13 protein-coding genes and 2 pseudogenes are annotated in these 15,419 nt (G+C 69.0%); 5 read left to right on the forward strand and 10 right to left on the reverse strand.

What is annotated here, in order from left to right:
* Positions 1-361, forward strand: a 361-nt coding sequence (locus tag ACWCQK_RS40045) for a transposase (protein WP_451163898.1), incomplete at its 5' end; no start/stop codon positions are given.
* A 25-nt stretch (positions 362-386) separates the two neighbouring features.
* On the opposite strand, the gene ACWCQK_RS40050 is transcribed toward ACWCQK_RS40045, so the two are convergent.
* The 3 genes from ACWCQK_RS40050 to ACWCQK_RS40060 all read right to left on the reverse strand — a co-directional run bounded on the left by ACWCQK_RS40050 (position 387) and on the right by ACWCQK_RS40060 (position 3,032).
* Entirely contained in the window at positions 387-1,520 is a 1,134-nt protein-coding gene (locus tag ACWCQK_RS40050; protein WP_451163900.1) for an IS630 family transposase, read from the reverse strand.
* A 27-nt stretch (positions 1,521-1,547) separates the two neighbouring features.
* A complete protein-coding gene (locus ACWCQK_RS40055) occupies positions 1,548-2,261 on the reverse strand; it encodes a hypothetical protein (RefSeq protein ID WP_451163902.1) in 714 nt (237 codons plus the stop codon).
* A gap of 228 nt (positions 2,262-2,489) precedes the next feature.
* The gene (locus tag ACWCQK_RS40060; RefSeq protein WP_451163904.1) at positions 2,490-3,032 is read right to left on the reverse strand and encodes a DUF6882 domain-containing protein; all 543 of its coding nucleotides are present in this window, start codon (positions 3,030-3,032) and stop codon (positions 2,490-2,492) included.
* 490 nt (positions 3,033-3,522) lie between these two features.
* On the opposite strand from ACWCQK_RS40060, the gene ACWCQK_RS40065 reads away from it, so the two are divergent.
* Both ACWCQK_RS40065 and ACWCQK_RS40070 read left to right on the forward strand, forming a co-directional pair.
* The gene (locus ACWCQK_RS40065; RefSeq protein WP_451163906.1) at positions 3,523-3,819 is read left to right on the forward strand and encodes a lanthionine synthetase LanC family protein; all 297 of its coding nucleotides are present in this window, start codon (positions 3,523-3,525) and stop codon (positions 3,817-3,819) included.
* Between the two features lie 266 nt (positions 3,820-4,085).
* Positions 4,086-4,205 (forward strand): annotated as a pseudogene (locus ACWCQK_RS40070) (IS5/IS1182 family transposase); the annotation flags it as partial.
* A 114-nt stretch (positions 4,206-4,319) separates the two neighbouring features.
* Here the strand turns inward: ACWCQK_RS40070 and ACWCQK_RS40075 are convergent.
* Positions 4,320-5,459 carry a PucR family transcriptional regulator gene (locus ACWCQK_RS40075; RefSeq protein WP_451163908.1) on the reverse strand — a complete coding sequence of 380 codons (1,140 nt, stop codon included), beginning with the start codon at positions 5,457-5,459 and terminating at the stop codon, positions 4,320-4,322.
* 87 nt (positions 5,460-5,546) lie between these two features.
* Here ACWCQK_RS40075 and ACWCQK_RS40080 point away from each other — a divergent pair, with 87 nt between their 5' ends.
* Positions 5,547-6,602, forward strand: coding sequence for a ferredoxin reductase (locus ACWCQK_RS40080; protein ID WP_451163910.1), 1,056 nt, complete (start codon positions 5,547-5,549; stop codon positions 6,600-6,602).
* Positions 6,603-6,609: 7 nt separating this feature from the next.
* Entirely contained in the window at positions 6,610-7,728 is a 1,119-nt protein-coding gene (locus ACWCQK_RS40085; RefSeq protein ID WP_451163912.1) for a fatty acid desaturase family protein, read from the forward strand.
* Positions 7,729-8,128: 400 nt separating this feature from the next.
* Here the strand turns inward: ACWCQK_RS40085 and ACWCQK_RS40090 are convergent, their stop codons facing one another.
* The 6 genes and pseudogenes from ACWCQK_RS40090 to ACWCQK_RS40115 form a co-directional block, all read right to left on the reverse strand.
* Positions 8,129-10,258 carry a hypothetical protein gene (locus ACWCQK_RS40090; RefSeq protein ID WP_451163914.1) on the reverse strand — a complete coding sequence of 710 codons (2,130 nt, stop codon included), beginning with the start codon at positions 10,256-10,258 and terminating at the stop codon, positions 8,129-8,131.
* Positions 10,212-11,852 carry a hypothetical protein gene (locus ACWCQK_RS40095; protein ID WP_451163916.1) on the reverse strand — a complete coding sequence of 547 codons (1,641 nt, stop codon included), beginning with the start codon at positions 11,850-11,852 and terminating at the stop codon, positions 10,212-10,214. The genes ACWCQK_RS40090 and ACWCQK_RS40095 overlap by 47 nt, the downstream gene beginning before the upstream one ends.
* Before the next feature lie 239 nt (positions 11,853-12,091).
* Positions 12,092-13,255: an ATP-grasp peptide maturase system methyltransferase gene (gene tgmC / locus ACWCQK_RS40100; RefSeq protein ID WP_451163918.1), complete on the reverse strand. Its 1,164-nt coding sequence runs from the start codon at positions 13,253-13,255 to the stop codon at positions 12,092-12,094.
* Entirely contained in the window at positions 13,252-14,217 is a 966-nt protein-coding gene (gene tgmB / locus ACWCQK_RS40105; RefSeq protein ID WP_451163920.1) for an ATP-grasp ribosomal peptide maturase, read from the reverse strand. The genes tgmC and tgmB overlap by 4 nt, the downstream gene beginning before the upstream one ends.
* Positions 14,217-14,537, reverse strand: a complete 321-nt coding sequence (gene tgmA, locus ACWCQK_RS40110) for a putative ATP-grasp-modified RiPP (protein ID WP_451163922.1) — start codon at positions 14,535-14,537, stop codon at positions 14,217-14,219. Before tgmA ends, tgmB begins: the two co-directional genes overlap by 1 nt.
* A 429-nt stretch (positions 14,538-14,966) precedes the next feature.
* A pseudogene (locus ACWCQK_RS40115) lies at positions 14,967-15,419 on the reverse strand (hypothetical protein); the annotation flags it as partial.

Here is a 15,419-nt window from a genome sequence, read left to right on the forward strand (position 1 = left end):
GACCGTGGACTATCCCGACGCCGCCACGGTCGTGCTGGTGATGGACAACCTCAACACCCACACCACCGCCTCGCTCTACGAGGCGTTCGACCCGGTAAAGGCCTTCGCGCTGGCCCAGCGCCTGGAGATCCACCACACCCCCAAACACGGGTCCTGGCTCAACATCGCCGAGATCGAGCTCTCCGCGCTCACCCGCCAGTGCCTGGACCGCCGCATCAACGACCTCACCGTGCTCAACACCGAACTCGCCGCCTGGCAGCAGCACACCAACAGCAACCAGCGCCAAGTCGACTGGCACTTCACCACCGACGACGCACGCGTGAAACTACGCCACCTCTACCCAACCACACAGCGGAATTAAGCCGCGACAGTCTACTAGTGCCGCATCAGGCAACGTTCGCCCTGTTGACGACCTCGCGTAGCCGTTCGTCGGCGGCGTGCTTGTTCCGCCAGAGGATGTAACGGCGGATCATGCTGCCCTGCTCCTTGTGGCTGGCGTGGTCGGTGCCGTCCAGGGCGAAGTAGCGCAGGGCGGTGAACTGGGCCTCGATGCGGTTCAGCCAGGAGCTGTTGGTGGGTGTGTAGGCGAACTCGACGTTGTTCGCCTCGGCCCAGTCGCCGACTCTGGTGTCCTTCTTCGTGCTCAAGTGCGGGGAGAAGTTGTCGAGCACGATCGCGATGCGGGTCTGGGGCGGGTGAAGGCTGCGCAGGTAGCGGCAGAACTCCAGGAACCTCGTGCGGTGCTTCCTCGGCTTGACGTGGCCGTAGAGCTGGTCTTTGCCCAGGTCGTAGGCGGCAAACAGGTGCCGGACGCCGTGGGAACGGGTGTAGGTCGCCCGCCGTCTCGGCCTGGGCTCGCGGTCGGGGTCCTTGTGCCGGCCGCCGCGTTCGGCCCACTGCCTACCGGGGTGAGGCTGGAGGTTGAGCGGACCGAACTCGTCCAGGCAGAAGACGACTTCAGGCTCGCCATCTTCGGGTATGACCTCGCTGTCGGCGATCGCATAGAGGTGCTCAACGCGTGCCTTCTTGGCGGCGTAGTCCGGGTCACGCGAGGTCTTCCAGGTCTTCACGCGTTGAAAGGAAACGCCTTCCTCGCGGAGCAGAATGCGCAAGCCCTCGTGGCTGATGTCGTCGACCACCCCCTCGGCAACCAGGAAGTCCGCCAGCTTGACCAGACTCCAGGTCGAGAACGGCAGGCCGTGCTCAGCCGGTCTGGACTTGGCGATCTTCTTGATCTCCCGGCGTTCAGGCAGGGTGAAGGTTCTGGGCCGGCCGCCCTTGTACTTCGGGTAGAGCGAGTCGAAGCCGTCGGCGTTGAAGTTGTGGATCACGTCCCGGACCCGGTCCGCACTGGTGAACGTCACCTCGGCGATCTTCGCCACCGGCATGCCCTGCGCGGACAACAGCACCATCTGGGCCCGCCGCCAGGTCACCACCGAACCGGTGCCTCTACGGATGATCAGCAGCAGGCGCTGCCCCTCGTCGCCATCGATCTCGCGAACGCGTACCCGCTCTGTCATTCGCGCATGATCTCGTTCAATGCACGGTCATGCGGGTATCCCGGGCGGCGCGTAGTGGCGCAAGTAGTCACGCACCCGAGGCTCGAGTCCGGACAGGTCATTGCCCTTGAGAGCATGCCAGAGACGGTTCTCGATCCAGAACCGATGGGCAAACTCCTCGAACGAAGGTGCGCACCAGAGCATTGCGGCCCTTTGCTCCTCCGGATCATCGAGATTGGTCTCCGTCTCTTCCCCATCGCGCCGTGCCTCGTACTCGTATTCGTAATCAAGATAGGAGTGCACCACGAACACCTCACCCGAAGGACGGAGGTAGAGGTACCAGATGACGCAATCCTGTTGATCCCGCAGGAATCGCACGAGGAAGGCACCAGGCTCGACCGGACTGGGCAGGGGCTCTGAGATATCGGTCCAGCAGCAGGTCACCGAGACCTCATCCAGCGACCAGTGCAGCTTCGAGTCGGCCTGGAAGGTGACGAAGTCCCGAGGCAGCGTCAAGCCCTTAGCTGCAAGGTTCTCCGCCAAGCGATTGAGCGCCGTGACGTGTTCGGGCACAGGTTCGCCGGTACCACCGAGCCATTGAAAGACGCCCGTGAACTCGGTGGAGTCGAGAGGCGGCAGGCTCTCGTAGGGGTAGTACTCATAGGTGTAGCGGCAGGGTCGGTATTCACCCAGGTCGGTGGCACACCAAGCAGAGTCGAAGCCGACCGAGGACAAGTCAGACCCTGATCGTTCACCAGACATGGGTCCCCCATTGATCACCGTGAGCGCAGTTGGTGGCGTCAGCATCGCACCGCCTACTGACACTCCCTGCGACGGGTGGGCCAGGCTAGCTCTCCTGGCGGGGGCGAACGTTGCCTGATGCGGCACTAGGAACGCGGCGCACCCCCATAGGAGACCAGGCTCCCGGAGCCAGCTGTTCGCGTCTGGGTTGTGCTGGCCAGGCACCGGTCTTGGCCCAGGTCGACCACGTTAGTCAGTGTTGGCAGTGAAGTTGGAGACGGTGCCGTCGGCAGCGGTCAAGGTGACCGGACCGAAGGTGATGATCACGGCGGAGTTGCTTCCCGGACTCTTGTAATAGCCGGTCGCGTTGGTGATTCGGACAGCCAGGGCCACGAGCGTCGAAGCAGCCTTCTCATCGACGTCGATCTTCGCCTCGGCGAGGTGGTGATGCCCGTGGGCTTCTGCCCAGTCCCGGAAGATGCCGGCGTCCCGGCTCATTTCAGGGAGGATGCTCTTGTTGGCCCAGGCCCACAGCCATGAGCTCGAGGTGTGGCTGAAGCTGCCGAGGATCTGCGCCAGCGCCGTCGCCGTCTTATCGGGAAACGTCCAGGTGATGATGCCGGTCGTCTGATCGAGATCCCAGCGGTCCGCCGATCCCAGCCCCCACGACCGGTGTGCACGAGCCAGCTGGTCAATCATGTCTTCACCCTGCAACAGCAACGTGCTCAGATCGGCTCGACCCTTGGCCTGACCAGTGCTCTCGGCCTCTTTGGCTCGCTTGAACATTCCCATTCCGCGGAGTCTGCCAGAAGCCACCGTCCAGCCGACGACGGCCCCTCGCACCCGCACACTTCTCCACCGACAAGAACCTCTACGGCCCGGCGCGCAGAATCCTTCACCAGCACATCACTGCACTTGCCCACCGCCGCGTGGAAGCGGCGTTCGCCGGATCCGCAACGATGCCCTGCCCGCCTTCGCGGAGTTCGACCTCTTCTACGGCCTCACCGGCATCGGGGCCTATCTCCTGCGCACCGAGCCGGAGAGGGACGCGTTCGAACGAGTCCTGCGGTATCTGGTCGCCCTGACCCGCCCGCTCGCTCCGGGGGCCGCGGCCTGCCCGGCTGGTGGGTCCGCCATGACCCAGTCCGAGGCGAATCACCCCTCTTCCCGGGCGGGCAAGGCAACTTCGGGGCAGCACACGGCATCACCGGCCCGCTCCTCCTCCTGGCTCAAGCGCTGCGCCGCGCCATCACCGTCACCGGTCACCGGTCACCAAGACGCCATGTGGGCCATCTGCCCGCACCTCAACGCCTGGTGCCAGGTCGGACCCTGCGGCCCCTGGTGGCCCGAGCACATCTCGCGCCGCGACCGCGACCGCGGACGCCCTCACCACGACGCTCCCACCCGACCGAGCTGGTGCTACGGCACGACGGGCATCGCACGCGCCGGGCCACTCACCGGGCTCGCCCTGCGCTCCCGCACCCTCCAAAGGTTCTACGAGGACGCGCTCTACCGCGCCCTGACCGACCCCGAACAGCTTGCCCTCGTCACCGACACCGGCTTCTGCCACGGTTGGTAGTCGCCAGAGTCACGACCGGCCAGGGAGGACGGGCAAGCCGTTCACAGGGCGACGGGGGCCAGGTGACTCGGACACTCCAGACCCGGGAGGTATGCAAAATGCAGGTCGCCACAACGAAGCTGGGCGTCCTGCGCGAGCAGCCTGAACGGCTCACGCCGCAGTCACTGGAGAGCCGGATGAGGGAAACCGTCACGTCCGGTTCGGCGGGAGGCTGCACGGAAGTGGACCTGCCACGGCAGACCCCTCGCCGCGCGGCCGACCCATCCGCCTGGCTGCACGGCTTTCGCCGCCTGCGCATCCGCTGGGAACGGCGTGACGGCATCCATGAAACGTTCCTCGGACTCGCCGTCTGCCTGATCGCCCACCGACACGCAACAGCTTTGTGAGGGCGCCAGTAATACCGCTCTCTCCTGGGCCGCATGAGCCAGCTGTTCACACCGTGAGCGAGGCGCGATTCCTGGACTGCTCGCGGACACGGTCGTGGACGGTCGAAGTACGCGTCAGCTGACCCGAAGGCCGACCGCCAGCGTCAGTTCAAGGACCCGCTGTGGCGATGCGAGATCCGGAAACAGCTCCCGCAGCTGCGACATCCGGTACCGGACCGTCTGGGGATGGACGAACAACGCCGCCGCCGCCTCGTCCCGCCTGCCCTGGTGCAGCAGCCACGCCCGCAACGTCTCCTCCAGGCGCCGTGCGGTCGCGACGGGCAAGGCCCGCAACGGTGCGAGAGCTCGGGCTCGCAGGTCCGCGAACGCGTCCACGTCGGCGCTCAGCACCAGCTCGGGCAGGTGGTCCTCGGTGTCGCGGATATCAGAGGAGAGGGAGCGCGCGCGTGTGGCTCGTACGTACGAGGCGGACGCACGAGCCCATGGCCGGGCCGGGCCGACCACGGCGGTGCGGTCGGTCAGCTGCCGTAGGAGATGTGATCGGTCGGCATCGGGGACGAGCAGCACACCGATGGCGTCCGGAAGATCGTCGAGGACGAGGGTGCTCGGGTCGAGCGTGCGGTAGGCAGGCCGGGCCTGGGCGGCGGGCAGAAGGACCGCGGTCAGCGAAACCGGAGGCTGCCACCCGGCCCGTTGAGCAGAGGCCAGCAGCACGTCCGGGCTCGCGCCGGCGAGGAGGTCGCGGGCCAGGTGTTCCAGGTGGCGTTCGTGGTCCCTGCCCCGGGCGGCCAGTTCGTCGGCGTGGCCCGCGGCGCTCGCGGCGGAGAGCTCGTCGATGTAGGCGAAGGTCAGCTCGGCGAACTTGGCGACCTCGGCGGCGGGCAGACCCGCGGGTACGGCACCCGCTGCCAGGCATCGCCAGGCCACTCGGGCGCCGACGCGATAGGCACTGAGCAGGGCGTCCATCGAACGGCCGTCGCGCACCTCGCCGCGGCCCAGCTCGTAGGCCGCGTCACCGCCGTCACCGCTTGTGGCGTTCCCGCTCGCGAGGTCCAGGTAGTGCCCCAGGGCGGTGCGGACGGCGCGGCGGATGGTGGCGCCCATGTGGCCCGAAAGGGCGTTGGCGTAGGGAGGGACCTCGTCGATGATCGCCTGGACGACCTCGTCGGCGGTGGTCTTCAGCGCGGCCCGTAGTGCGGTGACCGTCGTCTCGTCCAGGGCCAGCTCGCTGGCCCTCCGGGTTACATGGCTCACGTTTTTGTTCCCTGCGAACAATTCTGCCGATCAGATTCACGTCCTGCGGTTAGGACCTTACGCCCTGAGACGCAGCAAGCTGGGGCCATGACGAGTACAGCCCTCCGCACCAGGGCGTGGAAACTGCTGGAGATGGTCACGACGCCGCTGCTGCCGTCGGACTACCTCGACCTGGTCAGCCCGCTGCGTGCGGGCGCCGATCTGCGGGGGCGCATCGAGGCCGTGCACCCCGAGACGGGTGACGCCGCGACTGTCGTGATCAGGCCGGGACGGGGCTGGCGCGGCCACACGGCCGGCCAGTACGTGCGGATCGGGGTCGACGTGGACGGGGTGCGCCTGTGGCGTGCCTACTCCATCACCTCGCCGACGAACCGTCAGGACGGCCGCGTCACGATCACCGTGAAGGCGATCCCGGACGGCAAGGTCAGCAACCACCTGGTCCGCAGGGCGAGGCCGGGCACGCTGATCCAGCTCGACCAGCCGACCGGTGACTTCGTGCTGCCGCAGGCCAAGCCCGCCAAGGTGCTCTACCTGACGGCCGGCAGCGGCATCACGCCCGTGATGGGCATGCTGCGCGACACCGAGTTCGACGACGTCGTCATGGTCCACTGCGCGCCACAGCCGCAGGACGTGATCTTCCGCGACGAACTGCACGGCCTGGTCGCGGACAAGAAGCTGCGGCTCATCGAGGTGCACACCGACACGGACGGCATGCTCGACATCGCCCGTCTCGACGAACTCGTGCCCGACTGGGACGAGCGCGAGACCTGGGCTTGCGGGCCCGCGGGCCTGCTCGACGCCGCCGAACAGCACTGGCGCGAGCACGGCGTCCAAGAGCGCCTGCACACCGAACGCTTCCGCCCCAGCATCGTCGTCGCCGGCGACGGCGGCGAGGTCACGTTCAGCGCCACCGGCAAGACCGTCGACGCGGACGGCGCCACGCCGTTGCTGGACATCGGCGAGGGGGCCGGCGTGCTCATGCCCTCCGGGTGCCGCATGGGCATCTGCTTCGGCTGCATCACGCCGCTCAAGGCGGGCGCCGTCCGCGACCTGCGCACCGGCGAGATCACCGAGGCCGAGCCGGGCGTCCTCATCCAGACCTGCGTGTCCGCCGCGGCGGGCCCCTGCGACATCGAACGGTAGGAGCACCTTGACCGCCATCGACCCCACCGCCCACCTGACCGCGGAGCAGATCGAGGAGCTCGGCCGCGAGCTGGACGCGATCCGCGACGAGGTCATCGCCAGCCGCGGCGAGAAGGACGCCGCCTACATCCGCAAGGTCATCTCGGCGCAGCGCAAGCTCGAGCTGGTCAGCAGGGGCGTGCTGCTGTTCTCGTTCTTCCCGCCCGCGTGGCTGCTCGGCACCGCCGGTCTGTCCGTGGCGAAGATCATGGACAACATGGAGATCGGCCACAACATCCTGCACGGCCAGTGGGACTGGATGCGGGACCCGAAGATCCACTCCACCACGTGGGAGTGGGATCACGTCTCGCCGTCCGAGCAGTGGAAGCACTCGCACAATGAGCTGCACCACACGTACACCAACGTGATCGGCAAGGACAACGACCTCGGCTACGGCATCATGCGCGTCGACGAGGACCAGAGGTGGCACCCGATCCACCTCGGCCAGCCGCTGTGGAACTTCATCAACGCCTGCTTCTTCGAGTACGGCATCGCAGCGTACGACCTGGAGCTCGGCAAGAACCTGCACAAGCGCCGCCGTAAGAACCCGGAGTTCCGGGCGCGCGCCAAGGCCGTGGGCCGCAAGATCCGCAAGCAGGTGCTCAAGGACTACGTGATCCACCCGCTGCTGTCGGGCCCGTCGTTCCTCACCACGCTCGCCGCCACGTTCACCGCGAACCTGGTCCGCAACATCTGGTCCCACTCGGTGATCATGTGCGGGCACTTCCCCGAGGGCGTGCAGGTCTTCGAGCGCCGGTCGATCAAGGGCGAGACGCGTGGCCAGTGGTACCTGCGTCAGATGATGGGCTCGGCGAACATCAGCGGCAGCAAGGCCATGCACTTCATGACCGGCAACCTGTCGCACCAGATCGAGCACCACCTGTTCCCGGACCTGCCGAGCAACCGGTACGCCGAAGTCGCGGTGAAGGTGCGCGCGCTGTTCGAAAAGTACGAGCTGGAGTACGTCACCGGGCCGCTGCCCAAGCAGGTGTTCTCCGCGTGGCACAAGGTCTTCCGGCTCTCACTGCCGAACAAGAAGCCCAAGGTCAAAACACCGGACCGCGAGCAGGAGCTCGTCGCGGCCTGATTCTTGGTAGTGGTTCAGATCTTTCGGGTACCGGCGACACCGCCGCGTTCGGTGAGATCCGTTGCGGACGATGGGCGGCCGCAGCATCAGACCGAACGACACGGGATCCGGGCAGCCCGGTGTCCGGCTGCGCTGCCTGGACGTGCGCCAGACGCTCAGCACACAGCCCCCGGCGAGGTGTTGTGGCGCGCTGGCCTGCCGTGGTCGGGCCGGTAGTCGGGGGCATACGCTCACTCGGTTCGCCGACGGGCGGGCTGGGTGGAAGGCATGAGCTGTGACGTGGACTCTGCCGGAACCGATGCTCGCCACCCTCACTGGCAGCAATGTCATCGCCCCAGTAAGGGAGGTCCCCGACACAGCCCCGGTCCTTCGCGCCGTGCGCCTACTGCTGTGGCGGGGGTCATGGGGTGGCTGCGGGGGCCGGGATCCATCCGGGTTCCGGGTCGGCCGGGTGGGTCAGAACCGTGGCGAGGTGGTCGGCGGTGGTGTAGGGGATGCGGGGGTCGGCGAGGAACGCGGCCGGCTCGACAGTGCGGGTGACCATCAACGGCAGTACCCGCCACGGGACTTCGACCGTGGTACCGCAGGCCGCTGCCGCGTGGGCCGCGTACTGGGCGACAGTGGCGACCTTGGTGAGCAATTTGTCCCGATACCGGGTGGTGAACTTCTTGATGTGCTGCTGCAGGGCGTGCACCGCGACGGCCCGGGTGGGGTTCTTCGCCTCGATCACCCACAGGCGGCCCGTGTCGGGGTCGGCGACCAGGAGGTCGATCTCGCCAGTCAAGCCGGGAACGCCGAGCTGAGCGGCGGTCTTCTCCAGGAAGCGGAAACGGTGCGGGAGACCTGCGGCGCGGGCGGCTTCGCGGACGTCGGACTCCAGGCGCTGGTCGAGTTGCTGGCGGTGGCGGGTGAGGGCTTTGTCGACGGGTTCGGGGAGTTCCGGGTGCGGGAGGCGGCCGTCGTCGAGGGAGACCGCGTAAGCCTCGCGGGCGGCGTGGGCGAGCCAGGGCAGGACAAGGAGGTCCTCGCCGTCGGTGATGAGGGGGTGGGTCAAGGGGCGGGTGCGTCGTTCGACCTCGGTGTAGGCGTGCTCGGTGGTGCTGGCCGCGTTGCCGGGGTGCAGGCGCAGGCGCTCGACGGCGGCGCGCAGGTGGTCGGCGGGCAGGCCGGACCAGGCGGCGCTCTCGGCGACCAGGTCCTCGACGGTGACGGTGGCGGTGCCGTGTTCGCTGGTGGGCCAATCGGAGGCAGTGGCGAGGACGGCGCCGAGCGCGTCCAGGCCGCATCCCCACTGCTGGCGCAGCAGCCGGTCGGCCTGGGCGAGTTGACTGCCAGCCGCAAGGACGGGCGCGGTGAAGGGGATCTCGGTGCGCACGGGTGGGACGGTGAGGAGGGTGCTGGCGTCGAGGAGTTCGGGCTCGGCGTGAACGGCGGCCGCGATCATACGCTGCTGGCGGGCGCGCTGGTAGGCGCCGAGGTCGAACCCCAGGTGTTCACCGCCTTGGGGCTTGGCCGTGGGGGCCGTCGCGCCGTCAGGACAGGCGGTGAGGATGAACACGCCGGTGGGGTCGATGTCCAGGCTCACGTCGTGCAGGCGGCGGGCGGCAGCGACGGCGGTGATGCCGCTGTCGAGGACGATTTCGGCAAGGGCGACGAGTTCGGCGACGGCGAGGACGTCGACGGGCCGGGTGCCGGTGGGCGCCGTGATGAGGGCTTGCTGCAGCAGCAGGTGCAGGGCGGAGGTGGCGGTGGCGGCCTCGGTCTGACGGCGGCGGGCCTCGGCGGTCCAGTTGTCGGCCCACGGGGCGGCGAGGTTGACAGCGGACTCGGTGAGCGAGCGGGTGCGCTGCGCCCAGGCGGCGTTTACCTGGCGGGCGAGTTCGCCGAGCAGGGCAGGCTGGTGGCTGCTGAGCTGTTGGGCGAGGGCGTTCTCCAGCGCGTGCAGGAGCTGACCGCCGGGACCGCCGGGGCGCAGGGCGTCGGCGCCGCGCCAGCTGCCGGCCGGAACGCGGGCGCGGCGGACGGCGGCGGCCGCAGTGCGCAAGGCGCGGGCGTGCAAGTGAGGGGTGCGCGGCAGGGTGAAGGCGGGGGCAGTGGCGGGCCAGGAGTGGGTGGTGCCGGCCAGCCGCAACACGGGGTGAGCGGTGTTCCAGGCGGCGGAGAAGGCGTCAGCGTCGGTGACGGGGCCAGCGTCGCGGCCGGTGCGGACCTGGGTGATCAGGTCATGAACGAGCATGCCCAGGACGTCGTGTCCCCGTTGTCCGTCGCCGTTGAACGCGGCGAGTAGGGGCGGGTCGATGACGAGGCCGATCCGTGCGGCGGCCGGGTCGGCCCCGGCACGCAGCAGGAGCCGCTCCCCCGCAGCGCCGGTCTCGTCTGCCGGGGTCTTGGCGGTGGCGGGTGGCTGGTGGGGCTGGTCGGTGACGGTCACCTCGATGACGAGGGGCGCGCCGTCGGGGAGCGTGGCGTGCGCGGTGACGGGCTCAAGAGTGGTGAGGGTGGTGCGGAGGGAGTCGGCGAAGGCGGCCATGCCGCTTGCGTCGAGCAGAGCACCGGGGTGATGGGAGGGGACGGCGACGATCGCCACCGGGGGGGGCGGTGGAGGTGCGGATCAGCAGCGTGCCGTCGTCCGTGTGGTGCTCGAGGTCGGTGTGGGTGCCGCTCGCTCCGACCTCGGGCGGAGTGCGCCGGGCGAGCCTGAACTCCCGTACGACGGGTAGGCCGGCAGCGGTCAGGACGCGGTCGGTAGCCGCGTGGTCGGCGGCGCGCTCCCAGACATCGTCGTGCGGGGCGGCGGGGACGTAGACGACGTCGTCGCTGTCGGGACCGGGCAGCAGCAGGGTGGCGTGGTGGCGCCAGGCAGTCCAGGCGTCGAGGGCGTCGTCGTAGGCCACGCCGTGCACGCCGGGGTGCTCGGTGAGCTCCAGGAGGAACAGCGCCGTAAGCGTCGGGTCGCCGTCGGCGGCGTGCAGGATCTCGGCGAGTTCCTCGACGTGGAGGAGGGCAGTGTCGCGGATCAGCTCGCGTCCCAGGAAGCGGGGGCCGCCGTAGACGACGAGGCGGCCCCGGCCGGGTGGGATGTCGGAAAGGACGGCGCGGCCTTCCTCGACGCGGGCGCCGAGGCGGCCGTTGGCGAGGGCGCTGACGACGGCAACGTCGTAGCGGTGGGTGGGCGAGGTCAGCCGGCACACGGGGCCGGTGCGGGCGGGGATATGGTCCAGTCCGAGGAGCTGGGCGAGCCGTGAGACGGTCAGCTCCTGCAACTTGATCTCGGCAACAGGCAGTTGGTCCGGTGGCAGCAGGTCGAGCAGGCGTCCAGTGGCCAAGGCGAGGGCGTCGGTGGCCGCGCCGGCGGGGACAGGCAGGCGTCGGCCGTGTGCGGTGAGGGCCATGTGGGGGCCAAGAAGGGGGGCGTCGGGGTGGTAACGCAGCGGCAGGTCCTTGACCGGCCGGGTCAGCCACGCGAGGGCGCGGGCGGCTCGCTGCGGGTGCTGGCAGGCGGGGACCAGGTTGCCCGGGTCGGCCGTGGCGATCGCGGTGGCGGCGTCGACCTCGGACGCGGTGAGGTGGCAGGCGACCTGCGCCTCGGTGTCCCCGGTAACGGGTTCGGGCCATACAGGTCTGAGGGCGCTCACGGCCCGGTCGGTCAGGCGCAGGGCCAGCTCGAGGACGTCGCTGATCCCGAACCCGGTCGCCGTGCACAGGGGTTCGTCGACGGCCAGGGCCGTCAGTTGCAGGCTGCGCAGCACAAGGAGGGGGTGGGCGAGCTGCCCGGGGTGGACGAGCAGATGCTCGCCTGCGAGTAGATGGCGCACTCCTGGGCGCAGGTCGCTGGGGTGGCGGTCGGTGACGACGCCACGACCGGGTGCGGCGCGCACGACGGCTTCGACCAGGCTGGGCAGGTCCTCAGCGCCGGCGAGTGTACCGGTGCGGAGCGGGGTGCGCAGGACGCGGGTGAACATCAGCAGCAGGTGGTCGGCGAGGCGTTGGCAGTCCGGCGAGGTGAGCGCGGCCTGGAGCAGCACGATCAGGGAGTCGGTGTCGTAGAGGGCCAGGGCGCGGTCGAGCACCTTCCACTCCACGCGGCGGTGGGCGGTTGAGGTGACGGGCGTCTTCGAGGGCATAGTGCGCTTCCTGGTCTCATACCGGTCTGGTTCAACGACACAGCTTCGCAGGCGGGCAAGTGACATCGGGACGGGTTTGGCCAATCGCCGACCGCCCTGCTGGGTGAACTGGGCGATGGTGGTGGTGCGTCAGGCACATGCACTGGGGCTCGCTCGGGTGAGGCAGGGGCGCGGCGCCCGGTTCCAGGAAGGCGGGGCAGTAAGGGCAGGGGCCACTGGCGGGTGCCGGGCGTCGGGGTTCAGGCGACGTGGTGTTCCCACTGCAGTTCATGCTCGCCGTCGATCCAGTATGTGTGGGAGCGGTCGGTGATGTGCAGGTGTACGGAGCTGATTCCGGGTGTGCCGCTGTTCTGCCATGCGGCGAGGGTGTTTTCGATGGTGTCCCACAGGGCGATGGGGCCGCCTTGGCGCACGGTCCAGTCTGTGCCTTGCTGGGTGAACGTGGCGAAGGATTCCCGTTCGTCGTCGAGCAGGTAGATGCTGCGGGTGCCGCCCGTGGCGACGTGGAGGAGGCGGGCGGTGGGGGCGGTGAGTTGGGTGAGGAAGGCTGGCATCCATTCGTCGAGCAGGGTGGGCGGGATGCGGGTGGGGCGGTGCGAGTCGGTGTAGGCGGTTCGTGCCGACAGGTCGATGTCCTGGGCGGGTGCGGCTTGTGAGCGGGCTTGCATGAATGACGAGCGGCCGATGATCTGCCCGTGTGCGGTGCCGTCCTGGTGGACTGTGACTTTGGCGAGGCCGGTGCCGTAGGGCCAGGAGCCGACGGTGGACAGGATGATGCCTCCCGGCTTTGTCTGGCGTACCCAGGTGTAGGGGATGCGGCGGACGGCGCAGGTGGCGATCACTCGGTCGTAGGGGGCGCGGTGGGGGTGGCCGAGGAGGCCGTCGCCGGTCACGGTCCAGGTGGAGTATCCGCAGGCTTCCAGGGCGGCGTCGGCGCGGGCTGCGACGTCGGGGTCGACTTCCACGGTGGTGATGTTGTCTTCGCCGAGGCGGTGGCACAGGAGTGCGGTGGAGTAGCCGGTGCCGGTGCCGATCTCCAGGACGCTGTGTCCGTCGTCGAGGTCCAGGTGTTCGAGCATGGCGACGACGGTGGTGGGGGTGGTAGACGACGAGGTGGGAATGCCGGCCACGGGCGTGGCCGTCTGGTCGGCGGTCAGGTGTCCGTCCAGCTGGGTGACCAGCGATTCTTCCTGGTAGGCGATCCGTGTCCATTCACCTGGGTCTGTGGCGAGTGCGGTGACCGGCTGCCAGCGGCCGTCGTCGGTCGGCAGGAACACCCCGGGATGCAGGAACAGTTCACGGGGCACGGCCTCGACGGCCGGCCGCCAGGCGGGGGTGAGGATGTCGGCCTTCGTCAGCCTGTCGGCAAGGGCCCGTCGGGCGGGCGCGGTGTCGGATGTCATCGTGGGGTGTTTCCTTCGGTGAGCAGGTCGGCGAAGGCGGCAGCCATGGGGAGTTGGGTCTCCTGTTCGAGCCAGGCCCATTGGCCGTTGGGGTTGAGTTCCAGGAAGTACGTCTCGCCTCCGTGGCCGGTCATAAGGTCGAAGCTGCCGGTGCACAGGCCGAAGTGATTCAGGAAGGCGTGCAGTTGCTTGTGGAGCTGGTCCGGGAGGTCTACCACGGTGTAGGTCAGGGCCGAGTAGTCCTTGCGCCAGTCCAGCAGCCCGGAGTCGATCCTTACCGCGAACAGCCGTGGGCCGACGACCAGGACGCGCAGGTCGGCTGACTTGTCCACTCGCGCCTGGAACAGGTGCGGTGTCACGGCGACCGAGGGGTCGAGCTCGGCGGCGGTGACCGGCTCGGCCCAGGTCGTCAGGCCGATCCCGTCGCGTTCGTAAGGGGTCCAGCGGAGCGTTTTGTAGATCACCGGACCGTGGGCGGCGATGAATTCGCGTGCATCATGAAGGCTGTTGGTGACGAGGGTGGCAGGCACCGCGAACCCGAGCCGTTGCGCGAGGGCGAGCTGGCGGGGCTTGTAGTCGGCGGCGGCCTCACGCAGGGGATGGTTGACCCAGGTTGCTTCGTCCAGTCCGTACAGGATGCCGCCGAGGCCGTAGCGGGTCTGCGCGGCTGAGAATCGGGCGTCCTCTGTGTCCAGGTGTTCGTATCGGGGCCACACGGGGCGTCTCCAGTAGACCGCTCGCACGTGCTCCAGGCCGGCGGTTTTGGACCGGGTGCGGAGCTGCCCGGCCACGGGGGCCGGGCAGACGCCGTACTGGGCCGAGACCGTCAGGCTGTCGCCGAGGTCGGCGGGGTTGAACCGGACAACTGGCACGTGGCGCCGGTTCAGCTCGCCGATCACCATGTCAGCGGTGACATCGACTTCTTCGGTGGCCACGAGGACGGACCTGTCGGTGGCGGCCATCAGTCCTGCTGGCTGTCCTGGTCGCTGCCGGTGTCGTTCTTGGAGTCCAGGTTGGTGGTGGTGGATGTCGAGGTGCCGGAGCTGGTGCCGTGCTTGCCCAGCTCGACGATGTGCCCCTCACCGTTGCGGAACACCCCGAGCTGGGTGTCCGGGTCGATGGTGACGCTGGTGAACAGCGCCTTGTCCGTCTTGGGATACGGGGCGAGGCGGCGCAGGCCCCACGGGCGGGCCGACGCCGCTGCCGGTATCTGCGCGCTGGACGGGGTGGGCGGCGTGGGCAGGGCGGGCGAAAGCGCCGCGCGGTCGAATGCTGTGGTCACAGGAGCACTCCTGTCGATGGTGGGTGTGGTGGGCGGGCCCGTTGCAGGGTGGAGCCGTGGCGGCCTCGTGGGCCTGTCCTTGGCACCGGCCGTTTGTCCTTCGCGTTGGCCGGTGGGTTTGCCCCCGGCGCGGGCTGGGTCCTGACGGTGGGAGGAGGGAGCACCGTCCGGGGGGATTCCCGCGCCGGGAATCCGGCCTGCCCGACGGCCTGGGCTGTGCGGCAACCGGGCCGCCGGGCAGGAGCTATGGGGCGCAGCCCGCAGGCGGGGCTGCTGTGTGTCCTGGCCTGCTCCCACGCGCAGGCACCGCGACGGCACCGGCTGGACGCCGTGGAGAGGGGGCACGGTGGATGGAGCGGCGTCCCCCGAGTGCTTGCACCGTCTGCGTGGACGTGTTCGGGCCGGCCGGGCCGGCCACCGCGGAGGGGTCTATGGGCTGAGGTCCAGTTCGTGCACGAGTTCGGTAAATCCGATGACGCGGTAGGAGCTGAGTCGCCGGTACAGCTGGGAGGCGAGGAGCGTGGGCAGGTTGGCGTGACCGAAGGGAAGGGGCTGGTCGGGCTGGGCCACGACGTGCACGCCTTCACAGTCGTTCCAGCCGTAGATCACGCCGTAGACGCCGTACAGCGGCGCGCTACGGGCCAGGAACACGGTCGGATCGTCTTCCAGATGCGGGCAGAGCCTGGCCGCGGGGCGCACGCACCGGGCACACACGGGCGGCTGGCTCAACAGCAGCGGCGCACCGCCAGGGGGCTGTTCGCGGGGACCGGCCAGGAAGATCCAGCCCTTCGGGGTCCGTGCCGGTGCGGCACAGATCTGGCAGAGCAGGTTCTGCATGCAGTGCCGCTGCCGGAAGGGGTGCATCATCTTCCACTCCGCCGC

The sequence above is a fragment of the Streptomyces sp. NPDC002306 genome (assembly GCF_053593435.1).